Source organism: Leuconostoc sp. XM4, from assembly GCF_055698815.1.
Window position 1 is genome coordinate 733,099 of record NZ_CP134507.1, and the last position, 23,107, is coordinate 756,205.

Sequence of the window (23,107 nt, forward strand, 5' to 3'; positions counted from 1 at the left end):
CATAATGGTCATTTACGCTATAATGGTTACCAGTTAAGTTTCAGGAGAATTGCACATGCGAAAGTTTGCCATCAGTTTAATAACCATCTTATTGATTGGCATTGGGGCATTTTATGGCATCAAAACTTGGGAAAATCAAAAAAATGATTTAAATCAACCTCAAAAATCGGTGCAAAAAGTATCACATATTAATTTAGTTGCCCTTGGGGACTCATTAACAGAGGGTGTTGGAGACGAAAAAAATATGAAGGGGTATTCTGGGCGCATTGCTAAAAAAATTCGTGCACAATACAACGTTAGTGTCACTGTTAGTAATTTTGGTAAAGCAGGGGATCGATCTGACCAAATCAAAAAAAGATTGGATACGCAACAAAAATTTCAAAAACGATTACAAAAAGCTAATGTGATTGTAATGACCTCTGGTGGTAATGATTTGCAACAATTGCTTTTGAAAAATGTTTTGGCAACGTCTCCAAAGACGTTGTCAGCTGCCGTTAAAGCAGGGCAACAATCTTATCAACAAAAGTTATCTGCTTTGATAAAGGATATTCGCTCTTATAATTCTGATGCACCAATATTTATATTTGGAAATTATAATCCTTTATATGTTCATTTTGCCGATCGATCTGATTTTAATGACGACGTTAAGCTATTTAATAACATTAATGCTCAAGCTGCCAAAGAAGCTGGCAATGCATATTTTGTCAGTATTTTCAATTTAACGTATGGTCAATTTAAAACAACAACGCAACGAGAAGGGCTCATTAAGGAATCAGCTAACTCAAATAGCAGTTCAAATTCGAATGCTGCCATGACAGCCGTATTGACGGGTCAAAAGAATGTTAACAACGCATGGATTAGTACGGAAGACAATTACCACCCTAATAATAAGGGCTATAATTACATGACAACACAGTTATTTAACAAAATGAAAAAGGAAACAAAGCAATGGCTGATCAAACAATAGCTAGATCAAATAAAATAGTCAAAAAGAAAAAGCCAATTTGGTTCTGGCTTTTTTGGGGTCTAATATCTATATTATTGGTAGGTGGAATCTGGCTTTTCAATGAAGCTAGCGGACCAGTAAAAATTAAGGACAATGTATCCAAGATCAGTAAATCAGACGCGACGTTTGATGTATCCTTAAATAAAAAACAAATCAATGCCTTAGTTGCTCATTATCTTAATGATACAGATAACAGTGGCTATACTTTTAAAATTGGGGATGACGTGATGATGTATGGTAGCGCCAAACTTTTGGGCCAAAAATTTAATTTTGGCATGGCGCTAGATGCCAAATTAACGCCTAATGGGAACATCGTTATGCAGGCGAAATCTTTAGCAATTGGTAACCTATCGTTGCCAATTAAAACTGTAATGAGTTACGTCAGATCAAGTTACGATGCGCCTGAATACGTCACAATCGTACCGAAGAAGAAGCAAATATTCATTGATATGAGTAAGTTACCCACAACGCAGGGCATTAAATTTAAAGCAAAGGTCATTAATATAAAAGCAGATCAGTTTGTTTTCCAAGGAGGTCTTGCTAATGAGAAAAAGTGATCGTTCATTTTACAATTGGTTAATGACGAATCGTAATTCTATGGCAGCCAATGAAGTGCAACAATTTGCAAACAATGCCTTTTTAGATTCGTCATTTCCAAAACAAAGTAGTGATTTTGATGAATTGTCAAAGTACTTAGAAGAGAATACAACCTATTTAATGAGTATGACAACATTTGATGAAGCGTGGTCACTATACAACGCTGAGCGTTAATGTTAGAAAGGATATATGTTTAATGGCACAAATAATTCAATGGTTCCCAGGCCATATGGCCAAAGCCTTCCGTTTGATGCGGGAAAATTTAAAACTAGTCGACGTTGTTTTTGAGCTGGTTGATTCCCGTATTCCCGAAAGCTCACGTAATCCGGAAGTGGATAAGTTAATCGGCAATAAACCCCGTTTGTTAATTATGACTAAAGCTGATTTGGCAGATCCTGATCAAACACGGGCATGGAAAAAACATTTTGAAGCACAAGGATACACAGTACTTGTGCTCGACACGCGTGACCCAAGAACTCCGCAATTAGTGACTAAAGCAGCCCGACGAGCAGTTGAAGCAAAAAAAGCAGCACAACTAGCAAAAGGTATCCAAGATCAGCCTATTCGTGCCATGATTTCTGGGGTGCCAAATGTCGGTAAGTCAACATTATTGAATCACTTGGTAATGAAAAATGTTGCGCCAACGGCGGATCGACCAGGTGTAACGAAGAAAATTGCTTGGCTAAAAACACCAACAAAATTAGAATTACTGGATTCTCCTGGGGTGCTCTGGCCAAAGTTTGAAGATCAAAACATCGGCATGAAATTAGCATTAACAGGAGCGGTGAAAGATACAATCTTTGCCAAAGATGATGCTGCGCTATTTTTGATCAACTTTTTTCGAGAATATCGACCAGAGGCCATTATTGAGCGATATCATTTGAACGACAATATTTTTGATCAAGAAAATGTAGATGTTTTATTATCCATCACAAGCAAATTAGGATTCAAAGACGATTATGACAAGGCCAGTGAACGAATACTAAATGATCTTAGAAAAAATAAACTAGGGGCGTTTACACTTGATTTAATTGAGACGAAAAATGACTGACACAATTGCAAATATTAAATTACAACTCAAAAACACATCTCCTAATGACGAGCAGTTGCTAATTTGGCAACAAGATCAGCGTGTTGGTGTACAAAATGCATTGAAGGCTTGGCAAAAAAAGCAAGTGATGTTGCAGGAAAAACGCGAGCATTTTTTATCTCGTTTTGATATTGAGCGTCAGTACTGGATGCAAGGCTACGACTTAATTGCTGGCGTGGATGAAGTTGGTCGGGGGCCTTTAGCTGGCCCAGTTGTTGCGGCAGCTGTTATTTTACCGCATGATTTTGATGTTTTAGATGTCATAGATTCTAAGCAACTGTCTGCAAAAAAAAGAGACGAGTTGTACGACAAAATTATAGAAAAAGCAATTTCTATAGGTGTTGGCAGCGTCGAAGCCTCAATTATTGATGAAATTAATATTTATGAAGCAGCACGTGTTGCGATGACCGAAGCAGTCAACCAGTTGGCTCCCGTACCTGAAGCTTTATTAATAGATGCTATGCGGTTAGATTTAGATTTGCCGCAAGAATTTTTAATTAAAGGAGATGCACGAAGTAATTCTATAGGTGCAGCCAGTATTATTGCAAAGGTCACACGTGATCGCCTAATGGCTTCTTATGGTTTAAAATATCCTGGTTATGGTTTCGAAAAAAACGCTGGATACGGTACAAAAGAACATCTTGAGGGTATAAAAAAAATCGGCATTACACCGATTCATCGTAAAACATTTGCACCCATTAAAGATATATTATGATGCACTGTAATATGACTAAGAGACTGATTGCCATCATCCAGTCTTTTTTTTTGATTACAATTGTGTTAAAGTGTGTCCGCTCAGCATTTTCGGTAAATCCATGTGAGGCCATAGCTTCTGCTAAACGAGTTGACCACCGGAGTGAGACCAAAATAGCTTTGAAAAATAATTGTGGTGAGTAAAATGTTAAAGATTCACCACGCATTAAAGCTGCCGTTCGGATAGTCTGGACTTCTTGTTTAACACGGGGCACAAAGGATAATGCACCGCGAAGACCGTAGACAAAAGTGGTTGGCACACGAAATTTTTGTTCGAGTGTGTCTAGAAGCAAGATTATGTCAGTTGTAAACGAAAAAGCCGCTCCTAGGAATATGTAGGCAACAATTCGAGTCATCATGATAATTGCCATTTCATGGGAACCAAAAGTTGTAAATGATGTCCATGCACCTAAGACAGGCAAGATAGGCATGGCAATTAATAGCAAATAACGTTTCCAAGACAGTTTTGAAAAAACAAGATAAATACCAGCAATAATCGCTACAACAACATTGACTTGATAATTAAGGACAAAAGTTAGTTCGATGCTTACGATAAGTATAAGTAGAAATTTAACACTTGGATTCATAAAAAATGCTCCATATATTGTAAAGTTCGATTAGATAGATGCAAATGATAATCAATGATTGGGCGTAGCTGATCTAGTTGGTGGCTAATAATAATAAAACGTTGCCGTCCATTATCTGCGATTTCTCGTAAAATTTCGCCTACAACCCGAACGGAATCTGTGTCCAGACCAGCAATAGGTTCGTCTAACAATAATATTGGTGTGCCAACAATTAACATCACCAAGAGTTGAACTTTTTTCTTTTGCCCGCCAGAGAGCTGATAAACGACATGATCTTGTAGCCCATCCAAATTTAAGCGCTCTAAGTAACGAGTAATTACGTTTTCGGACCATTTTTCTGGTTGTTGCGCATGTTGCATGCTCAACGCGATTTCCTCACGAATCGTCATTCGTAAAAACTGCCGTTCTGCATTTTGAAAGATCAATGCTACTTGTTTTGCATATTTAGCAGCATTAAATTTTTTGATATTTTGATCTATATACAAAATGTCACCTTGGTAGGATTTTAGTCGAGTTAGCGCATTGAAAAGGGATGACTTGCCTGTGCCATTTGCTCCAGTAAAGAGCGTAATTCCACCGGGAGCCAAAGGTAAATCAGAAATACTAATTAATTGACGTTGCCCCACTAAAAGTTCAAAATTTTTTAATTGCAAAACACCTTCTTTAGGTAATTGCAGGTGGACATTTTGTTCTGATAAAATACGATTCTGAAAGTTACTAACAGTTGCTACTTTTTTGTGGTGTATTTCCCACACATGATCAACAAGTGGTTCGTACCCATGTAAATCATGATCAGTGATTAATATAGTGGTTTGTCCCTGTATTTGTAAATCTTTCAATTTAGCTAATAGGTCTTGGCGAGATTGGCTATCAATATTTGCAAAAGGTTCGTCTAATAATAAGAAATCACTTTGCATTGCAACAATGATAGCCAATGCAACTTTTTGTTTTTCACCACCTGATAAGGTGTCAATGTCTTGATGAGTTAAGTCTGAAATACCAACAAATTCTAAAGCGTGCGTTGCACGTTGCTTGATATCAGAAGGATGAACTTGCAAGTTTTCTAAAGTGAAAACCAATTCATCCAGTGGTGTTTTCATAACAAATTGGGTGTCTGGATCTTGAAATAAAAAACCGACGACTTTGGTTTTCTCGTTAGCCGGTAATGTGGTAACTGCTTGATCATTAACAAGTACTTCACCTTTTAGTTGCGGATATAATCCTGCAAATATTCGGAGAAGGGTTGATTTTCCAGAGCCAGAGGGACCAATTAGCAGGTTAAAACTATTGTGAGATATTGACATGGTGGTATCATCAAGTATTTTTGTATTGCCATATGACAAACTGATATGTTTTAAATGAGTAACCATAATAATTCCCTATGTACGCGGAAATTCCGCTTATTTATATTTATCTGTTTTCTTTGCAATGGTTAAAACATCAGAATCTGTAGCCATGTTTATTTTGCTGTATACCATGACAGGGATGTCACTAATTTCTGCTGCAACCTTGGGCAAATTTTTTAAAATATCCATTAGTTGATCGTAATCACCTTCGAGAGTTGATTCGAAAGCACCTACCTGATAGTTGACACCACTCTTGTCAATATAAGCAATCACATGATCAACTATGCGAATGACTTCTTCTGTGTCAGCTGTCATCGGCAATACTTGGACCGCAATACTTGATATCATGAGACCACCTCGTTTTTATTGACCTCTAGGATACCTGATTTAGCAACTAATTTTTGTGTGAAGTAAACGATAACTCCTGCAAAAATAGCTGCTGAAATGAGGCGAGTAATAAATAATCCAATCAACAAACCAAATGAGTAGTCAGCATAACCATTACGGAACAGGTCCCAAATAAACGTCACAATGGTAACTGTGATAACAGACATTGACAAACTCGTTTTGTCCCAACGACGGTAGCCAAATACAGCAAATCCAAGTTCGGTACCAAACCCTTGAATTAATGCAGAAACAACGTTCATGACACCCCATTGAGAGCCAAACACCATTTCAATTGTGCCGCCAAGTGTTTCACCTATAATTGATGCGCCAGGACGACGTAAGATGAACCCAGCCATCGGACCAGCCATTAGCCAAGGACCCAATGTTGCATCATTAGCATATGCGCTTAATCCAAATGGTGTTAAAAAGGCAGCGATGACATTATAACCAAATGCCCAAGCCCAAAATATAAATCCAAAAAAAACACCGATTAGTGCGATGAAGATAACATCGCGAAGTGACCATTTGTTTGCAGACATTTGCAAAACCTCCTAAAATTTCCGATATTAACCAATAGGTGCATGAGCTATACAACTGCTTACATGACTTATTGGTTAATAATTGATGTAACCGAAATCACCGCAAAATCGGGTGTAATTAGAAAAAGCCAGACTTCACAAGGAAGACTGGCTTGAAAAATTGTGGTCATGATCTCAATGCAGAAACGCTACTTAACAAACTTGTGTTATTTCATCATCATATATTATAGTGATAACGTTACAAAACATAGTACCGTCAAGATATGTCAGTTCATTAATACATTTTCAAGTAAATCTCCCTACGCTAGTATTAACTAGATCAGGTGTGATGGGTTTTATCTCAGCGCGACGGCACCCCAGATTTTGGTGTTTTCAGTTATTTGTGAAAAGCTCACGCCTAGAGTGTAACACAAGACAAATTATCGTGCAAACTATTCGTATGCAATAGAATTTAATCCCAAAATCATGTTATATTTTCTAACATTCTAATGTTTTTAATTATGAAATTTGAGTATGATGTAACTTGTGGTCTTTATTAATTAAAAGTACATGATATCAGCGAGATATTGACTTATTTGTTATACTAAAATGAGTAAAAAAAACAACTCTAAGGATAGAAAATGGACAGTATTCATCTTTCACCACGGCTTGCAGCTGTGGCTTCATTTGTACCCAAAGGCGCAAGGGTAGCCGATATTGGCTCTGATCACGCCTATTTACCTGCTAATCTATTAATCAATAACAAAATATCGTTTGCGATTGCTGGTGAGGTTGCTAAAGGACCTTACGAAAATGCGCAGCACGAAATTGTTCGAAGAGCGTTAACCACACAACTTGAGGCGAGATTGGCGAATGGATTAGCGGCAATTAAAGATGAGGATCATATTGACACGGTCACAATCGCTGGTGTGGGTGGTGTCTTAATTACAGATATATTAGAAGCGGGATTTTCAAGAGCAAAACGTTTTGAAACGCTTATACTACAACCTAATACTGATGAGCACATTGTGCGAACATGGCTAAACAACCATCAGTATAAAATTAACGACGAGGTTATTGAACAAGAGGATAACCACTTTTATGAAATTATGATTGCAACAAAGGGCACCCAAAGTTTATCAAGCCTCGATAAAAAATTTGGTCCTGTCTTGCGAAAGAGAAAAACGTCAGTTTTTGTTGCTAAATGGCAGAAAGAATTGGATCGTATCGACACAATTTTTGAAAATCTTGAATTTGCTGGAAAAGCTGATTCACCCATTTATCAAGATTGGAAAAAAAAATATCAGCAAATTCAGGAGGTTATCAAGTGATTGCACAAGAGTTAATTGACAAGATTGAACTTTTTGCGCCGAAACAATTAGCTGAGGAGGGTGACCCCACGGGACTGCAAATTGGTGATCCTAAGCAGCCTGTACATCGAGTAATGACAGCCCTTGATGTTCGTCCAGAAGTAGTTCAAGAAGCAATCGATAATCAGGTCGATTTTATATGGGCACACCATGAGGTCATGTTCTTCCCGGCGAAAAGTCTAGACTTATCACAGCCTCAAAATCGAATGTATGCAGATTTGATTCAACACCATATCGTTGTTTATGCTTCACATACTAATATGGACAGTGCACAAGGTGGCATGAATGATTGGTTGGCCGAAGCACTTGGCATTCAAGATGTAGTGCCTTTAGTACCAAATGTAGATAAGAAAACTGGTCTTGGCAGGATCGGACAATTAGAGCAACCAATTTCTGTACAAGAATACGCTGTGAAAATTCGTGATTTGTTTCATGTTCAAGCAGTGCGTGTTATTGCTAACGATGTGACAAAGCCAATTCAAAAGATCGCTGTGCTAGGTGGAGATGGTGGCCGTTGGTGGCGGGTTGCGCAACAAGCAGGAGCTGATGCCTACGTCACAGCCGATGTCTACTATCACGTTGGGCATGACATCTTGGCTTCAAATTTTATTGTGATTGATCCTGATCATCATATGGAAGCTATTGCTAACGAAAAAATGGTTGATAAGGTCAAAGAATGGTTTGGTGACACTGTTGATGTAGTTGCTACAAAAATCAATACAGATCCATACAAATATATTTAGTTAACGGTTAAAACAGTGAGCAAATGCTCAAAAAGGAGTAATATATGACAAAGTATCCTGAATTGACAGAACGTTTTTTGAAGTATGTAAAGGTAGATACACAATCTGATGAGAACTCAGAAACAGTGCCGTCATCACCTAAAGAGGTCGCTTTTTTGGCAGATTTAGCTGAGGAGTTAAAAGCTATTGGTCTTGAAAATGTACGCACCATGAAGGATGGTTATGTGTTTGCGGAATTATCAAGCAATATTGATGACAGTGCTGTGCCTACAATTGGCTTTATTGCACACGTTGATACTGCAGATTTTAATGGAGCGAACATTAACCCACAAATTATTGAAAATTACGACGGCAAATCGTCAATTAAGTTGGGAAATAGTGGTTACGAATTGACAACTAACGAATTTCCTAGCTTAAAAAAATATGCGAGACATACTCTAATTACAACTGATGGCACAACACTATTAGGTGCTGATGATAAAGCTGGAGATGCTGAAATCATTACGGCAGCTCAGTATTTAATTGCACATCCAGAGATCAAGCATGGTGATTTGCGATTTGCTTTTGGACCAGATGAAGAGATTGGTATTGGTGCCGATCATTTTGATGTTGAAGCATTTGGTGCTGACTTCGCTTATACAATGGATGGCGGACCGTTAGGCGAGCTTGAATGGGAGACATTTAATGCTGCGAGCGCCGTTATCACAATTCAGGGACGAAATGTTCATCCAGGAACTGCAAAAGATACAATGGTTAATGCCATTCAACTAGCATTTGATTTCCATGAACAACTTCCTGTCCATGATCGCCCAGAAAATACTGAAGGAACAGAAGGATTTTGGCATCTTCTAGCAGTTGACGGTAATCCTGAAGAAGCAACCCTGCGATATATTGTTCGTGATCATGATCGAAATATATTTGAAGAACGTAAGCAAAGATTATTAGATATTGCTGATGCCTTTAATCAGAAATTAGGGGAAAAGCGTATTAAAGTTGTATTGAAAGATCAATACTATAATATGGGTGAAATCTTGAAAGATGATATGCGTTCAGTTAATTTGGCTGAAAAAGCGATGAATAACTTAGAGATTAAACCAATTATTGAGCCTGTCCGTGGCGGTACCGATGGTTCAAAAATAACTTTCCTAGGGCTACCAACACCAAATATTTTTGCCGGTGGCGAAAATATGCATGGCCGTTTTGAATATGTTTCTACAACTGTTATGGAACAGGCAACAGACGTCATTTTAGAAATTGTAAAACTTGCACAAGAAAAATAACTTTTAGATAAACAAAAAAAGAGCTCAACTGAGCTCTTTTTTAATCTTGTGATTTATTCTTCAGACGCAACTTCTTTTGGTGCAGCTGATCCTGAAATTGCTGGAATTGCAACTAGCGCAACTTCACCAACAATGACAGCAATGACAGCAACAGTAACAAAATCATAAGTACCAGAATTCAATTGGGATACAATATAACCCAAAATCTCACCAAATATTGCCGACCAAATTGCTACCATAATGTATTTCATGATTTTTACCTCTTTACTGTCATTATAATACACCTTTTTTCACAAATGGCAAGTTTTTAAGGGAATTTAAACAAGAAAATAGAAAATGTCTAATCTGTGATTTTACGGAACCCTAATATTTGTTAAAATTAACGACTTTTCTGTGATTTTTCTGTATAATTAAAGAAAACGGATGTTCGTATAAGGAGTTGAAATGTACGCACCGCTTCAAATTTTAAGCAGTTATAGCTTATTAAAAAATCCAAATACAATTGAACAAATTGTCCAAACGGCAAAGACTCGTGGTTATGAAGCCATTGCACTGGCTGATGTTAATGTAATGTACGGGGCGATAGACTGGTTTCGACAAACAAAAAAGCATGGGATTAAACCTTTATTTGGCTTGACATTAATGGTCAACGGACTTGTGAATACTGCCACGCTATTTCCAGTCGTACTATTAGCTGAGAATCAAGTAGGCTACCAAAATCTAATGTGGCTATCATCAGCCAAGATGACTAGTCAAGGAGATTTTCAGTGGGAAACAATGGTTAAACACTTAGACGGTATAAACATTGTTTTTCCAACTGACAGTGAGCTCGTTCAGCTCATCTCTTCAGGGTATGAGGAAGTTAATAATTATTGGCACCAACTCCTCACCCTTGTTGACGAGCACCATTCTTTTATTGGTATTAATTCGCAAATGGCACCGCAGATACAAGAGAGGTTAGCACAATTTAGCGAACGTACTGGTGGTCATATGATTGCTTTAGATGATATTGATTATCTTAACTCAGATGATGCTTTCACCACTCAAGTTTTAAAAGCAATTGATGCAAATGTTAAATTGGACGATATTAAAATTTTGGCTCAACAACAAGGCTCACATATTTTAAGAGATTTAGCTGTCGTTCAGCAAGAATACCAAGGTACAGAAATACTAAAGACAGCCTATATTAATAACGAATTATTGGTATCAAAAAGCAATGTCAGCATTGAATTTAAAGATACAGCTTTACCACCCTTTGAAACACCATCTGGCGTGACCAACGCACAGTTTTTAGAAACGATTGCTGTCAGTGGATTAAAAAAACGATTGCAAGGACATAACGTGAGTTTGAACTTGTACGAAGAAAGATTGCAGCACGAATTAAAAACCATTGAAGTGTTAGGATTTAGCGATTACTTCCTGATTGTTTGGGACATTGTTAACTTCGCACATAAAAATCACATTCAAACTGGACCAGGACGTGGCTCTGTCGCTGGATCTTTGGTTGCGTACAGTTTACAAATTACCGATGTAGATCCCTTGCAATTTAACTTGCTATTTGAACGTTTTCTAAATGATGAGCGAGTGCAAATGCCTGATATTGATATTGATTGGCCACCAAGCAAACGTGAAGAACTATTCACCTACCTTCATCAAAAGTACGGGAAAAGAAATTTTGGTCAAATTATTACATTTGGTACTTTAGCTTCTAAACAAGCTCTACGCGATGTTGGTAGGGTGTTTGGATTACCAACCCCGACATTGAGCAAGTTGAGTGCTAGTATACCTGAAGGAAAAAATGGACGTAAGGTGTCCATTGATGATGCGCTTAAAGCACCACAATTACAGAATGCCCTTCGTGATATTGATAATGGTAGATTGTTATTACAAACGGCGTTGAAAATTGAAGGCTTACCAAAAAATTACTCTACACATGCGGCAGGAATTGTACTTAGTGCGAATCCTTTGGTACAAACATTACCTGTGCAATCTGGTACGGAGGGACGCTTATTAACACAATTTGAAAAAGATCCGGTTGAACAATTAGGGTTACTTAAAATTGATATTCTAGGACTACAAAATTTAGCCATTTTAAGCCAGGCACTCTATTATGCTCAAAAAGAGCTACCAGAAGGGTTTGATATTACCAAAATTGCTTTAGATGATGCCAAAACCTTAGCATTATTTGCTAAAGGTGACACAAATGGGGTTTTCCAATTTGAATCTGCAGGCATTAAAAATGTGTTGCGAAAGCTGAAGCCAGCCACCTTTGAACATATTGTGGCTGTTAACGCGCTTTATCGTCCTGGTCCTGCACAAAATATTGATAAGTTTATCGCTCGACGCCATGGTAAAGAAGCAGTGACGATCCCAGACCCTAGTTTGAAATCTATTTTGGCGCCCACTTTTGGTATCATTGTATATCAAGAGCAAGTTATGCTAGTTGCGGAATCATATGCTGGATTCACGCTAGGTGAGGCGGATGTTTTACGAAGTGCCATGTCGAAGAAAAAAGTCGACAAAATGCAGAAATTGCATGAACAATTTATTAAAGGCGCTTTAAAAAATGAGCATGATCAAAAACAAGCAGAACTTATTTTTTCTTATATTGATGAATTCGCTAATTATGGTTTTAATCGTTCTCACGCAGTTGCTTATAGTAAATTGGCTTTTGAGCTAGCCTATCTAAAGGCACATTATCCAGTTGCTTTTTTTACAGCTCTATTAAATGCAAATCTGGGTGAGCAGAAAAAAGTGCAACAATATGTTTCTGAAGCCAAAATACGCGGAATTGTAGTATTAGCGCCAGATGTCAACAAGTCATATAAGTTTTGGACATCTATCGAAAACCAATTACAAATGGGTTTGAATAATATCCGTGGTGTTCGTACAGACTTTGTGACTAGTGTATTGGAAGAGCGACAGAATAATGGTTCATTTCAAACAATCCAGTCCTTTGTAAGACGTTTGCCAGATAAAATGCGTAAACGAGAAGTGTTAGAGCAGCTAGTATATGCTGGTGCACTTGATTCGTTTGGCTATAATCGACGCGAACTAATCGAAAATATAGCGAGTTTGATTGAAGGTGCAAGCTTTGGTAACTTAATTTTGGAAGAAACGAAAATTAAGAAGTATGATGATTTTGCTTTGTCTGATCGTCTGAAAAAAGAAAAAGAAGTCATTGGCGTAAATTTATCAGGTCATCCTTTAGATACATATGTTGATTTCATTTTGGAAAATGGTTTTAGTCAAATAGGAAATGTCGTACAGCCCAGTCAGGTTGAAAAAATAATCGCAATTGTCGACAGTATTCGCCAGATCCGCACTAAAAAAGGGGATGACATGGCTTTCGTGAAAGTCTCTGATACCACTGGAGAAATTAGTGTAACTATATTCCCACAACTATTTAAAAAAATAAGCAATTTTCTAAAGCCCGGAACGATATTGAGTATTGCTGGTAAATCAGAGCGTGATATGCGGAATGAAATCGCTATTGTGGCTAATCATATTAATTTAGCGCCAGAACCCCAGCGCGTTCAACCTATTCAAGGGACCTGGTTTCTTCAGCTTGACGAAAAGCATGACACACCGCAAAGACGTGAGGAAATCAGCCAAATCATGAAAAAACATCATGGCCATAATCCAGTGGTGATTCACTGGCAAAAAGATGGTAAAAATCAAAAACTTGATCAAGAATTTTGGATGACTAGTGAAACCGTTATCATGCGCGAATTAGCAGCTTTACTAGGTAGTGAGAATATTATTTTTAAACAAACTTACTAATAATATGACTTGTACAAATGGGTCATAATGTATAAAATAGAGATTGGGTAGAGTTGCACAAGCAACAACCAAGATAACTAAGGAGCTATTTAACCATGAAAAAGACGAAAATCGTCTCAACACTTGGTCCGTCATCATCTGATGTCGAAACAATCGTAAAGTTAATCCAAGCGGGCGCCAACGTATTCCGTTTTAACTTTTCACACGGTGATCACGAAGAACATTTGGGTCGTATGAATGCTGTTCACGAAGCCGAAAAGATTACTGGTAAGACAGTTGGTATTTTGTTGGACACTAAGGGTGCTGAAATCCGTACAACAAAGCAAGCTGACGGCAAGATCGAATTCCATACAGGTGACACATTGCGTATTGCAATGGATGAAAACCTTGAAGGAACGAAAGAAAAAATCGCCGTTACATACGCTGGTTTGTTCGATGATGTTAAAGAAGGTGGACAAGTCTTGTTTGATGATGGGTTGCTTGGTACAACTGTTATCGAAAAAGATTCAGCCACTCGCGAATTGGTTGTTCGCGTTGATAATGATGGTATTTTGGGATCACGTAAGGGTGTTAACGCACCTGGTGTTTCAATTAACTTGCCAGGTATTACTGAAAAAGATGCTGATGACATCCGTTTTGGTTTGGATCACGAAATCAACTATATTGCTGCTTCATTCGTTCGTAAGCCTGAAGATGTGCTTGAAATTCGTGGACTATTGAAGGAAAAGAACATGGAACATGTTCAAATTATTCCTAAGATTGAATCACAAGAAGGTATTGACAACCTTGATGCAATTTTGGAAGTTTCAGATGCCTTGATGGTACCACGCGGTGACATGGGTGTTGAAATTCCTGCTGAAAACGTGCCTTTGGTTCAAAAAGACATGATTCGCAAGATGAACAAGGCAGGTTTACCTGTTATTACTGCTACACAAATGCTTGACTCAATGGAAGAAAACCCACGTCCTACGCGTGCCGAAGCTTCCGATGTTGCCAACGCTGTGTTTGATGGTACTGATGCAACAATGTTATCAGGTGAATCAGCTAACGGAGACTATCCAGTTGAATCTGTTGCCACAATGGCTGCTATCGACGAAAAAGCTGAAACTTCATTGCGCGAAAACGGTCGTCATGAGGATATTTTCTTCGATGAGACTGATTCAACGGAAGCTGTTGCAGCATCTGTTGCTCGTATCGCACGCAATGTGAACGCTAAGGCTGTTGTTGTATCAACTAACTCTGGTTACACTGCACGTATGGTTTCAAAGCACCGTCCTGATGTTAACATTTTGGCCGTTACTTATTCAGAACGCGTACAACGTGGTTTGACATTGAACTATGGTGTTGTTCCAGTAGTTTATGATGCACCAAAGACTATTGACGAAATGGTTGACTTAGCTAAGAAGGCCGTAAAAGACCAAGGATTGGCTAATTCAGGTGATACTATTGTTATTGCAGCAGGTGTACCAATGTCACAATCAGGTACAACAAACATGTTGACTGTTCAAACAGTATAATAATTCTAGTTTATACTTGTAAAAAAGACTATAATGATTTGATTATTCAAATCACTATAGTTTTTTTTAATTTAATGTAAGAAAAGCTACCACAGTTTAATACTAAAATTTAACGAACTGCTAATATTAAATTAATAATAAAAAAACAAGTAGGAGTGATTTAATGAACAGTGGTGATTTAGCATGGGTTTTAGTTTCAGCTGCATTAGTCTGGGTAATGACACCTGGATTAGCCTTGTTCTACGGTGGCTTAGGTGAGCGTAGGAACTTGTTACACACGATGTTTATTCCAGTTATGATTATTGGAATTGCTTCGTTAGTATGGTTTGTTGTTGGATATACGTTATCATTTGGTGGTAGTGGAAATGTGATTGGTAATTTTAAACATTTGTTCTTAACGAATGTTTCATTCACGCATTCTACTAAAGATTTAACAATTCCTGACGGTGCATTTGCCCTGTTCCAAGGTATGTTTCCGATAATAACAGCCGCAATTATTACTGGATCCGTCATTGGTCGAGTTAGAATTAAAGCATTGCTCGTATTTATTGCACTTTGGTTGATTTTCATTTACTCACCGTTAGCGCACATGGTTTGGGGCGGTGGCTTCTTGGCTCAGTTAGGCGCAATTGATTTTGCTGGTGGAACTGTTGTTCATATTTCTAGTGGTGTAACTGGATTGGTGCTGGCTTTGATGATTGGACATCGTCATATTGACAAGCACATACCTGTACGACCTTCTTATGTTTTGATTGGTGGCGCTTTGTTATGGGTTGGATGGTTTGGTTTCAACTCTGGGTCAGCTCTTGCAGCAAATGGCACAGCTGTTCTAGCATTAGTTAACACGTGGTTAGCATCAGCGGCAGCTGTATTGACTTGGGGTCTTGTTGAATATAAGTATCATGGACGTGCTACATTATCCGGTATTACTAGTGGTGGTGTTGCTGGTCTAGTTGCTATTACGCCTGCTGCTGGTTTTGTGGCACCATGGGCAGCTGTAGTGATGGGACTCTTAGCTGGTTTTATAGGCTTTGCTGGTATCACATTTGTTAAAAATAGTTTTGGATATGATGATACATTAGATGCTTTTGGTATTCATGGTATTGGCGGCGCCGTGGGTGCAATATTGACAGGTGTATTTGCTGATAAAAGTGTTGGCGGTGTTGCTGGTCTAATCAACGGGAATATATCATTGGTTGGTAAGCAGTTAGTCGCAATTTTATTTACTATCGCATTTGCTGCGATTGGCACATATGTTTTAGCTAAAATAACAGAACTCATTGCTGCACCACTGCGTTTGACAGCTGATGAAGAAGCTGAAGGTTATGACGCAATTATGCATGATTTGACTGTGGAATAAAGGACAATGGTCCTTTTTATTTTGCCTGATATTTAGTGCATAAACTACCATCAATCACGGCAATATGGTAGAATAAAGGAAACATATAAAGGGGATTTGCTTTTTGACAGCACAAGTTCAGCAAATTTTTACATTTGAAAATGTGGAGCAACAGACTAAGTTGCTTGGCGTTAATGATAATTTTTTACAGTTAATCGAAGAAGGATTAACTGTGCGACTTCATGCTCGTGGTGACCAAATGACCATCTCAGGTGATGAGGATAAAGTGCCATTAGCTAAAGCTGTACTACGCGAATTAACTAGATTAATTAAGCATCAAATTAATATATCCGATACTGACGTTGTGAGTGCAATAACAATGGCACAGCGTGGAACATTGGAATATTTTGGTGACCTATACTCTGAAGTACTAATTCGTGATAATAAAGGGCGTTCCGTTCACGTTAAAAATTTTGGTCAACGCCAGTACGTCCAATCAATTCGTAAAAATGATGTCACGTTCGGCATCGGACCGGCTGGAACAGGAAAGACTTTTTTAGCAGTTGTTATGGCAATATCAGCCTTGAAGCGTGGTGACGTCGAAAGAATTATTATCACACGTCCTGCTGTTGAAGCAGGTGAGTCACTAGGATTTCTTCCAGGTGATCTGAAAGAAAAAGTAGATCCATATATGCGTCCTATTTACGATGCTATGAATGCATTAATTGGCGCGGAACAGACCCAGCGGTTAATGGAGCGTGGTGTGGTCGAAATTGCGCCACTGGCCTATATGCGTGGTCGAACATTGGATGATGCATTTATTATTCTAGATGAAGCACAAAATACAACGAATCAACAAATGAAAATGTTCCTAACGCGTTTTGGATTTGGCTCAAAAATGATTATTAATGGTGACATCTCTCAAATCGATTTGCCATATGGTGCAAAATCCGGGCTCATTTCGGTCCAACGTATTTTGAAAGACGTGAATCATGTATCGTTTATTCATTTTGGTAGTGCCGATGTGGTTCGTCATCCGGTTGTCGGTCTAATAGTTGGTGCCTATGAAGCAGCTGAGAAAAAATTAGCCGAATTAAAAAAGGAGCAAATTAACTAATGGATTTGGCTATTATTGACCAAACAAAAGCTGGTGTTAATCAATATCATCAGGATCTGGTTCGTTGTGTACTAGATTATGCTGGCAAATATTTGGAATTGCCAGATAATACAGAAATGTCTGTAACATTTATGAACAATGAAGAAATTCATCAATACAATAAAAAATATCGTGGTATAGACAAACCCACTGACGTCATTAGTTTCGCAATTGAGGAAGACGGTGATGATCTTCCGGTTTTACCAGACGAATTGATGGATGCCGAGTTAGCGAAAAATATTGGTGATATCCTGGTTTCTGTGGATATTATTAATTCTCAGGCAGAGTACTTGGGGCATAGCTATGAACGTGAGTTAGGCTTCCTAGTGGTGCATGGCTTCTTACATTTGAATGGATATGATCATATGTTAGGCGATGCAGAAGAAAAAGAAATGTTTGATTTACAACGAGAGATTTTAGATAATTATGGCCTCAAAAGATAAAAAGCTAGAAGGTGCGCCTAAAGACTACAATAAAAAAGTACAACGAAACAGTACATTTTTTCGAGCCATGAGAAACTCTTTGCACGGTATTTGGCTGATACTAGTCAGAGAACGCAACATGCGAATACATATCTTGCTAGGATTTCTCATTTTGCTTGTGGGCTTACATCTTGGCTTAAACCGTGCAGATTGGTTGTGGGTTGCGGTCGCAGTATTTACAGTGATATCGAGTGAGTTTTTGAACACGATTATTGAAGCTGTGGTTGATTTGGTTGTCGAAAAAAGATATCATCCACTTGCCGGGCTGGCAAAAGATGTCGCTGCTGGTGGCGTTTTAGTTGCCGTGGGTTTTGAAATTATTATCTTATTGATTGTATTTCAACCTTATGTTTGGCGGCATTTTGGTATTGTTACCAATTTTTCACAATTTATTCATGACTTTAGTAAATAAAACACATACAGGAGAATGCGGTCAAAGACCGTATATATATTATGACAGAATCTACTTTTAAATCAGGATTTGTGGCGATTATTGGTCGTCCAAATGTTGGTAAATCGACGCTTTTGAACCGCATCGTTGGCGAAAAAATTGCCATTATGTCAGATAAAGCACAAACTACCCGTAATAAAATACAAGGCATCTATACAACGGATGATGCACAAGTTGTGTTCATTGACACGCCAGGTGTACATAAACCACAAAATTCACTCGGTGATTTTATGGTAAAATCTGCATTTTCTGCGCTTCATGAGGCAGATGCAATCTGGTTTGTGGTAGATGCTTCAATGGCACGTGGTCGTGGTGACGATTTCATTATTGACCGGTTACAAGAAGTTAAAAATACACCAATTTATTTACTAATTAACAAAGTTGATTTATTAGCGCCAAATGACTTGCTTGATGTTATTGCTAGCTATCAGAATGATGCGCCTGAGTGGGCTGAGGTATTTCCAATTTCTGCCACAGAGGGTGATAATGTTCCAGAGTTGTTGGACAATATTGTGTCTCACTTGGATGAAGGGCCTCAATATTTCGATGCAGACCAATTAACTGATCACCCTGAACGTTTTGTTATTGGAGAATTAATTCGCGAAAAGGTATTGCAGTTAACACGTCAAGAGGTACCACATTCAGTTGCTGTCGTTATCGACAAAATTGCTCGTGAAAATGAAGAAAAAATTCATATTCAGGCATCAATTATTGTTGAACGACCAACACAGAAGAATATCATCATTGGTAAACAGGGTGCGATGATCAAAGATATTGGTACGAGGGCGCGCAAGGACATTGAACGCTTACTCGGGGACAAAGTTTTCCTTGAAACTTGGGTTAAGGTTGAGCCTCGCTGGCGTGACCGACCACAAGCTTTGCAGACATTAGGATATCGTCAAGAAGATTACTAAAATGATGTTGTATCAAAGCACCGTGTTGTCATAAAGAAAAATTTTGGCGATTGATTTAGTGGAGTCATTATGGCAATTATTCGTGGCATTGTATTGTATACACGACAATATAAAGATAATGATTTATTAGTTCGCATACTAACGGAAACGTACGGCATGCGAACTTTTTTGGCGCGAGGTGCAAAGAAAGCTACTTCTAAACTCTCAGCTGGTACACAACCTTACACAATTGTAACTTTTGATGGTGCTCTACCGAAACGAGAAACCGGACTAGGTTACATGAATGATGTTCAAGATATAAAAGTATATTCACGGCTTATCGAAGATATCGAAGCAAATGCCTATGCTGCGCTGATCGCTAGTTTAATTGATGCTTCCTTTGAAGAAGGGGAAAAGATAACACGTTGGTATAATCAACTTTATGTCGCGCTACAGAAACTAGATGAGGGACTCGATCCTCAAATTATTGCTAATATTTTTGAAATTCAATTACTTGTTCCTCTAGGGGTGGCGCCAAACTTAAGGGCTGATCCGATTACAGGTCAAGTAGATGGGAAATTTGATTATTCTGAAAAGTACAATGGCATTATTTCAGAACATCATTTTAATCTGGACGATCAGCGATTAATGCTTGATCAAAAAACTGTGTTTTATTTACGTCAATTTAGCGTCATTGATATGCGCCAAGTACATGACATCAAAATGTCAGCAATCACCAAACGTGGTTTGCAACGTGTAATTGACTATATTTACGAAAAACAAGTTGGTTTGAAGCCACGTGCAAAATCATTTATTGAGCAAATGCATTCGTGGCAAAATACGTTAGTTAATTTTAGAAGGAATAAGTAATCATGAAAAAAATTTTGGTTTTGCATACCGGTGGTACAATTTCTATGCATGAAGATGCTGATGGCGATGTCGAAACAGGATCTGAAAATCCTTTAGTTCAAGCGAAGGTTACCTTTCCAAATATCGAACTAGAAGTTGAAAACATTTTTAATTTACCAAGTGAACATATTGGTCCGTCTCATATGCTACAATTGCAAAAACGTATCTCTGAAGCCAAAAATGATTTTGATGGTGTGGTCATTACTCATGGTACTGATACCTTGGAAGAGACAGCATTCTTTCTGGATAGCACATTAAAAGTTTCGTTTCCTATTGTTATAACGGGAGCAATGCGTTCATCCAATGAACTTGGTTCAGATGGTTTGTACAATTATCAATCTGCGCTACGTGTAGCGGCAGATGATACATCCAAAAACCGTGGTGTGATAGTTGTGATGAATGATGAAATACATGCCGCTCGATTTGTAACTAAAACACACACTACTAATGTGGCAACGTTTGCGTCACCACTTAGTGGCACGATGGGGCTACTAACGAAACGACAAATTATTTACTTTTATGACTTGCCACAACGAGAAGTATTACCAGATGTAGATATTAACAAAAATATCCCTGTTTTAAAGGCATATGCTGGTATGGATGGCCAATTATTGAAACTTTTGGCTGATGCCAATATTGACGGCATTATTATTGAAGCACTTGGCGCTGGTAATTTATCTCGTGAAGCAGCTCGCGGAGTAGCATATTTATTAGCGAAAAATACGCCAGTAGTCATTGTGTCAAGAAGCTTCAATGGTGTTGCAGCACCAGTATATGATTATTTAGGTGGCGGTGTTCAATTAGAGAAATCTGGAGCAATCTTTGCGTCCAGTATTAATGGCCCTAAAGCGCGACTAAAGCTATTAATCGGATTATCAAACAACTTAAGTAAAGAACATCTGGAAACGTATTTACACGGTATTTAATACATTATGAGAAAAATCTATTTCGTGCGCCATAGCGTACGTGATGCTAAAATTAAAGACGATTATTCGGCACCATTAACGATAGAAGGGAAGCAGTTGGCCCATGATTTGGTGGGTTATTTTGTAGACAAAAATATTAAGGCTATCTATTCATCACCTTATCAGCGTGCGTTGCAGACTATTGAACCAACAGCAACTACACTGGGTATAGAAATTAATTTGAATGCTGCATTGCGTGAACGGCAAACTAATGACCAAATAGATTGGCAAAATCATTTAGAAAAGCTGTGGCAAAATTTTTATTTTAAAACCGCTGGGGAAGAATCTTTAGCAACTGTGCAACAAAGAATGAAAACAGCTTTTTATCAAATTATTGATGAATCTTCTGGTGAAATAATTATTACAAGTCATGGGACGGCATTAAGCTTATTGTTCCATTACTTAACAAGTGGTTATTTCAATTTTATAGACTGGCAAAAAATGGAAATGCCGGATGTATATATTGGCCTTTTTGATGAAAATAATCAATGCATCAGTTTAACAAAAGAGGCGTATTAACTTTAATAGTTAATACGCCTCTTTTTAATGTCATTTAAAGATATTTGTATAGATTGCTTCTACAGCACTATCAGATAAGTCAGGCTGAATTCCTAACATAATCGAAATTTCGCTCGCTCCTTGGTTAACCATTTGTAGACTGATATTACGCTCCTTCAGGGGCGCGACAATCTCCGTCAAGGCACCAACACGATTACGCATTCCTTCACCAACAACCATTATAATACCGTAGCTTGGAATCCACTTTAATGTATCAGGTTTAATTTCAGCAGCAATATCGCTTAACATGTTATCAACTTGCTCTTGTGTTAACATTGTTTTATCAAAAATAATTGTCAAATCATCAATACCAGAAGGCATATGTTCGTAAGAAATATTGTGACGCTTCAAAATCTCAAGAATACGAAGGGTAAAACCAACTTGTTTATTCAATAAGTACCGATGTAAGTATAGGGCAGCAAAACGGTTGGAGTTGGCAATACCAGTTACAGGACGTGTTTGCTGAACCTCTGTAGGTGGTACGATAAATGTTCCAGGGGCATCGGGATCATTGGTATTTTTGATGTTTATACGAATACCACCTTGAATGGCTGGAATAATGGCTTCATCATGGAATACAGCAAAACCAGCATAAGATAACTCGCGCATCTCATCGTATGTCATTTGTTGGATAGCTGCTGGATGTTCGACAATTGAAGGATTAACAGCATAGATAGCACTGACATCGGTAAAGTTTTCATATAAATCAGCTCGTAGTCCGCGTGCCATAATAGCACCAGTTATGTCTGAACCACCACGTGAAAATGTAGCCATGTCGCCATTCTTAGTGTAGCCAAAGAAGCCAGGGACAATGAGTCGTTCAGAAGTTGACAGGTCTAACTCGCCGATTGTGGTATAAGAAGCGGTATCAAATGTTGCTGATCGCGCATTATCATCCACGACCAATCCAATCTCTTTAGGATCCACAAAACGAGCTGGCATACCTAAATGGTTAAAGACTTTAGCAATCAATTGCGCATTTAAATATTCGCCGTGAGCAGCGAATGCTGCATATAAATAATCAAATGATCGGTAATGTTTTCTTGCTAGATGTTCAATTTGTTCATCGAGGTCAGCTAGTTCATAATCTGGTAACTCAAAGTATTCACCAATAGAGTGATAGCGATGTTTAATCGTTTCAATAATTTCAGTGGTATCTTCGTCTGCAAGCGTAGCTTGCGCGTATGATATCAATAAATCGGTCACCTTCCGATCATCTTTGAATCGTTTACCAGGTGCTGAGACAACAACAACTTTTCGATCATCATCAGCACGAATGATATCGTAGACACGTTGCAGTTGTTGACCGTTAGCTAGTGAAGAACCACCAAATTTTGTAACTTTCATAATATGTAAGTGCTGGTAAGCACATATTCT

The 23,107-nt window shown here is 38.2% G+C and carries 24 protein-coding genes and 1 riboswitch; of the genes, 18 read left to right on the top strand and 6 right to left on the bottom strand.

The annotated features are described in order from the left end of the window. Nucleotides 1-55: 55 nt before the first annotated feature. The 5 genes from RHP64_RS03745 to RHP64_RS03765 are packed head-to-tail and all read left to right on the top strand — an operon-like array spanning nt 56 to nt 3,408. Nucleotides 56-967: an SGNH/GDSL hydrolase family protein gene (locus RHP64_RS03745; protein WP_025267947.1), complete on the top strand. Its 912-nt coding sequence runs from the start codon at nt 56-58 to the stop codon at nt 965-967. Next, the gene (locus tag RHP64_RS03750; RefSeq protein ID WP_011679548.1) at nt 949-1,563 is read left to right on the top strand and encodes a YpmS family protein; all 615 of its coding nucleotides are present in this window, start codon (nt 949-951) and stop codon (nt 1,561-1,563) included. The genes RHP64_RS03745 and RHP64_RS03750 overlap by 19 nt, the downstream gene beginning before the upstream one ends. Beyond that, on the top strand, nt 1,550-1,777 hold the full coding sequence (locus tag RHP64_RS03755) for a YozE family protein (RefSeq protein WP_004164222.1): 228 nt from the start codon (nt 1,550-1,552) through the stop codon (nt 1,775-1,777). The genes RHP64_RS03750 and RHP64_RS03755 overlap by 14 nt, the downstream gene beginning before the upstream one ends. 22 nt (nt 1,778-1,799) lie before the next feature. Further along, complete coding sequence (gene ylqF / locus RHP64_RS03760) at nt 1,800-2,654, top strand: ribosome biogenesis GTPase YlqF (RefSeq protein WP_011679549.1); 855 nt, start codon at nt 1,800-1,802, stop codon at nt 2,652-2,654. Beyond that, nucleotides 2,647-3,408, top strand: coding sequence for a ribonuclease HII (locus RHP64_RS03765; protein WP_061514806.1), 762 nt, complete (start codon nt 2,647-2,649; stop codon nt 3,406-3,408). Before ylqF ends, RHP64_RS03765 begins: the two co-directional genes overlap by 8 nt. Here the strand turns inward: RHP64_RS03765 and RHP64_RS03770 are convergent. Genes RHP64_RS03770 through RHP64_RS03785 form a run of 4 tightly spaced genes read right to left on the bottom strand, consistent with a single transcriptional unit; the run spans nt 3,392 to nt 6,305 of the window. After that, entirely contained in the window at nt 3,392-4,033 is a 642-nt protein-coding gene (locus RHP64_RS03770) for an energy-coupling factor transporter transmembrane component T family protein (protein ID WP_025267949.1), read from the bottom strand. The two genes, RHP64_RS03765 and RHP64_RS03770, sit on opposite strands and share 17 nt — an antisense overlap. Continuing rightward, nucleotides 4,030-5,403, bottom strand: coding sequence for an ATP-binding cassette domain-containing protein (locus RHP64_RS03775; RefSeq protein WP_025267950.1), 1,374 nt, complete (start codon nt 5,401-5,403; stop codon nt 4,030-4,032). Before RHP64_RS03775 ends, RHP64_RS03770 begins: the two co-directional genes overlap by 4 nt. Nucleotides 5,404-5,433: 30 nt before the next feature. Further along, complete coding sequence (locus RHP64_RS03780) at nt 5,434-5,727, bottom strand: thiamine-binding protein (protein WP_010282020.1); 294 nt, start codon at nt 5,725-5,727, stop codon at nt 5,434-5,436. Next, nucleotides 5,724-6,305, bottom strand: coding sequence for an ECF transporter S component (locus RHP64_RS03785; protein ID WP_004164215.1), 582 nt, complete (start codon nt 6,303-6,305; stop codon nt 5,724-5,726). The genes RHP64_RS03780 and RHP64_RS03785 overlap by 4 nt, the downstream gene beginning before the upstream one ends. A 279-nt stretch (nt 6,306-6,584) precedes the next feature. After that, a riboswitch (TPP riboswitch) is annotated at nt 6,585-6,674 on the bottom strand. A 251-nt stretch (nt 6,675-6,925) separates the two neighbouring features. Here RHP64_RS03785 and RHP64_RS03790 point away from each other — a divergent pair. Genes RHP64_RS03790 through pepT form a run of 3 tightly spaced genes read left to right on the top strand, consistent with a single transcriptional unit; the run spans nt 6,926 to nt 9,677 of the window. Further along, a complete protein-coding gene (locus tag RHP64_RS03790; RefSeq protein WP_462785062.1) occupies nt 6,926-7,615 on the top strand; it encodes a tRNA (adenine(22)-N(1))-methyltransferase in 690 nt (229 codons plus the stop codon). Further along, on the top strand, nt 7,612-8,397 hold the full coding sequence (locus RHP64_RS03795; RefSeq protein ID WP_025267952.1) for a Nif3-like dinuclear metal center hexameric protein: 786 nt from the start codon (nt 7,612-7,614) through the stop codon (nt 8,395-8,397). Before RHP64_RS03790 ends, RHP64_RS03795 begins: the two co-directional genes overlap by 4 nt. A 44-nt stretch (nt 8,398-8,441) precedes the next feature. Next, on the top strand, nt 8,442-9,677 hold the full coding sequence (gene pepT, locus RHP64_RS03800; RefSeq protein ID WP_025267953.1) for a peptidase T: 1,236 nt from the start codon (nt 8,442-8,444) through the stop codon (nt 9,675-9,677). 53 nt (nt 9,678-9,730) lie between these two features. On the opposite strand, the gene RHP64_RS03805 is transcribed toward pepT, so the two are convergent. Further along, a complete protein-coding gene (locus RHP64_RS03805) occupies nt 9,731-9,928 on the bottom strand; it encodes a YjzD family protein (RefSeq protein ID WP_010289296.1) in 198 nt (65 codons plus the stop codon). A 193-nt stretch (nt 9,929-10,121) separates the two neighbouring features. Between RHP64_RS03805 and RHP64_RS03810 the strand changes: the two genes are divergently transcribed. From RHP64_RS03810 to RHP64_RS03855, 10 genes are all read left to right on the top strand, one after another. Beyond that, nucleotides 10,122-13,460 carry a DNA polymerase III subunit alpha gene (locus RHP64_RS03810; RefSeq protein ID WP_462785063.1) on the top strand — a complete coding sequence of 1,113 codons (3,339 nt, stop codon included), beginning with the start codon at nt 10,122-10,124 and terminating at the stop codon, nt 13,458-13,460. Between the two features lie 95 nt (nt 13,461-13,555). Beyond that, nucleotides 13,556-14,977 carry a pyruvate kinase gene (pyk, locus tag RHP64_RS03815; RefSeq protein WP_011679557.1) on the top strand — a complete coding sequence of 474 codons (1,422 nt, stop codon included), beginning with the start codon at nt 13,556-13,558 and terminating at the stop codon, nt 14,975-14,977. Between the two features lie 163 nt (nt 14,978-15,140). Then, nucleotides 15,141-16,337, top strand: coding sequence for an ammonium transporter (locus RHP64_RS03820; RefSeq protein WP_010287422.1), 1,197 nt, complete (start codon nt 15,141-15,143; stop codon nt 16,335-16,337). A 103-nt stretch (nt 16,338-16,440) separates the two neighbouring features. Further along, the gene (locus RHP64_RS03825) at nt 16,441-17,433 is read left to right on the top strand and encodes a PhoH family protein (protein WP_014324541.1); all 993 of its coding nucleotides are present in this window, start codon (nt 16,441-16,443) and stop codon (nt 17,431-17,433) included. Next, complete coding sequence (gene ybeY, locus RHP64_RS03830) at nt 17,433-17,915, top strand: rRNA maturation RNase YbeY (RefSeq protein WP_011679559.1); 483 nt, start codon at nt 17,433-17,435, stop codon at nt 17,913-17,915. Before RHP64_RS03825 ends, ybeY begins: the two co-directional genes overlap by 1 nt. Further along, nucleotides 17,899-18,366, top strand: a complete 468-nt coding sequence (locus tag RHP64_RS03835) for a diacylglycerol kinase family protein (protein ID WP_010284749.1) — start codon at nt 17,899-17,901, stop codon at nt 18,364-18,366. Before ybeY ends, RHP64_RS03835 begins: the two co-directional genes overlap by 17 nt. Nucleotides 18,367-18,407: 41 nt before the next feature. Further along, nucleotides 18,408-19,319 carry a GTPase Era gene (gene era / locus RHP64_RS03840; RefSeq protein ID WP_011679560.1) on the top strand — a complete coding sequence of 304 codons (912 nt, stop codon included), beginning with the start codon at nt 18,408-18,410 and terminating at the stop codon, nt 19,317-19,319. A 69-nt stretch (nt 19,320-19,388) separates the two neighbouring features. Then, entirely contained in the window at nt 19,389-20,168 is a 780-nt protein-coding gene (gene recO, locus RHP64_RS03845) for a DNA repair protein RecO (protein WP_011679561.1), read from the top strand. 2 nt (nt 20,169-20,170) lie between these two features. Beyond that, nucleotides 20,171-21,133 (top strand): asparaginase, encoded by a 963-nt coding sequence (locus RHP64_RS03850; RefSeq protein WP_025267956.1) that lies wholly within the window; start codon nt 20,171-20,173, stop codon nt 21,131-21,133. Nucleotides 21,134-21,139: 6 nt separating this feature from the next. After that, nucleotides 21,140-21,691: a histidine phosphatase family protein gene (locus tag RHP64_RS03855; protein WP_025267957.1), complete on the top strand. Its 552-nt coding sequence runs from the start codon at nt 21,140-21,142 to the stop codon at nt 21,689-21,691. Nucleotides 21,692-21,721: 30 nt separating this feature from the next. Here RHP64_RS03855 and RHP64_RS03860 read toward each other — a convergent pair whose 3' ends face one another. Then, nucleotides 21,722-23,077, bottom strand: coding sequence for an aspartate kinase (locus tag RHP64_RS03860; protein ID WP_025267958.1), 1,356 nt, complete (start codon nt 23,075-23,077; stop codon nt 21,722-21,724). Between the last annotated feature and the right edge of the window lie 30 nt (nt 23,078-23,107).

What these genes read in the sequence shown, in the direction of transcription:
- RHP64_RS03745 (WP_025267947.1), top strand. Translation starts at nt 56, where the DNA reads ATGCGAAAGTTTGCCATCAGTTTAATAACCATCTTATTGATTGGCATT.
- RHP64_RS03750 (WP_011679548.1), top strand. Translation starts at nt 949, where the DNA reads ATGGCTGATCAAACAATAGCTAGATCAAATAAAATAGTCAAAAAGAAA.
- RHP64_RS03755 (WP_004164222.1), top strand. Translation starts at nt 1,550, where the DNA reads ATGAGAAAAAGTGATCGTTCATTTTACAATTGGTTAATGACGAATCGT.
- ylqF (WP_011679549.1), top strand. Translation starts at nt 1,800, where the DNA reads ATGGCACAAATAATTCAATGGTTCCCAGGCCATATGGCCAAAGCCTTC.
- RHP64_RS03765 (WP_061514806.1), top strand. Translation starts at nt 2,647, where the DNA reads ATGACTGACACAATTGCAAATATTAAATTACAACTCAAAAACACATCT.
- RHP64_RS03770 (WP_025267949.1), bottom strand. Translation starts at nt 4,033, where the DNA reads ATGAATCCAAGTGTTAAATTTCTACTTATACTTATCGTAAGCATCGAA.
- RHP64_RS03775 (WP_025267950.1), bottom strand. Translation starts at nt 5,403, where the DNA reads ATGGTTACTCATTTAAAACATATCAGTTTGTCATATGGCAATACAAAA.
- RHP64_RS03780 (WP_010282020.1), bottom strand. Translation starts at nt 5,727, where the DNA reads ATGATATCAAGTATTGCGGTCCAAGTATTGCCGATGACAGCTGACACA.
- RHP64_RS03785 (WP_004164215.1), bottom strand. Translation starts at nt 6,305, where the DNA reads ATGTCTGCAAACAAATGGTCACTTCGCGATGTTATCTTCATCGCACTA.
- RHP64_RS03790 (WP_462785062.1), top strand. Translation starts at nt 6,926, where the DNA reads ATGGACAGTATTCATCTTTCACCACGGCTTGCAGCTGTGGCTTCATTT.
- pepT (WP_025267953.1), top strand. Translation starts at nt 8,442, where the DNA reads ATGACAAAGTATCCTGAATTGACAGAACGTTTTTTGAAGTATGTAAAG.
- RHP64_RS03805 (WP_010289296.1), bottom strand. Translation starts at nt 9,928, where the DNA reads ATGAAATACATTATGGTAGCAATTTGGTCGGCAATATTTGGTGAGATT.
- RHP64_RS03810 (WP_462785063.1), top strand. Translation starts at nt 10,122, where the DNA reads ATGTACGCACCGCTTCAAATTTTAAGCAGTTATAGCTTATTAAAAAAT.
- pyk (WP_011679557.1), top strand. Translation starts at nt 13,556, where the DNA reads ATGAAAAAGACGAAAATCGTCTCAACACTTGGTCCGTCATCATCTGAT.
- RHP64_RS03820 (WP_010287422.1), top strand. Translation starts at nt 15,141, where the DNA reads ATGAACAGTGGTGATTTAGCATGGGTTTTAGTTTCAGCTGCATTAGTC.
- ybeY (WP_011679559.1), top strand. Translation starts at nt 17,433, where the DNA reads ATGGATTTGGCTATTATTGACCAAACAAAAGCTGGTGTTAATCAATAT.
- RHP64_RS03835 (WP_010284749.1), top strand. Translation starts at nt 17,899, where the DNA reads ATGGCCTCAAAAGATAAAAAGCTAGAAGGTGCGCCTAAAGACTACAAT.
- era (WP_011679560.1), top strand. Translation starts at nt 18,408, where the DNA reads ATGACAGAATCTACTTTTAAATCAGGATTTGTGGCGATTATTGGTCGT.
- recO (WP_011679561.1), top strand. Translation starts at nt 19,389, where the DNA reads ATGGCAATTATTCGTGGCATTGTATTGTATACACGACAATATAAAGAT.
- RHP64_RS03850 (WP_025267956.1), top strand. Translation starts at nt 20,171, where the DNA reads ATGAAAAAAATTTTGGTTTTGCATACCGGTGGTACAATTTCTATGCAT.
- RHP64_RS03855 (WP_025267957.1), top strand. Translation starts at nt 21,140, where the DNA reads ATGAGAAAAATCTATTTCGTGCGCCATAGCGTACGTGATGCTAAAATT.
- RHP64_RS03860 (WP_025267958.1), bottom strand. Translation starts at nt 23,077, where the DNA reads ATGAAAGTTACAAAATTTGGTGGTTCTTCACTAGCTAACGGTCAACAA.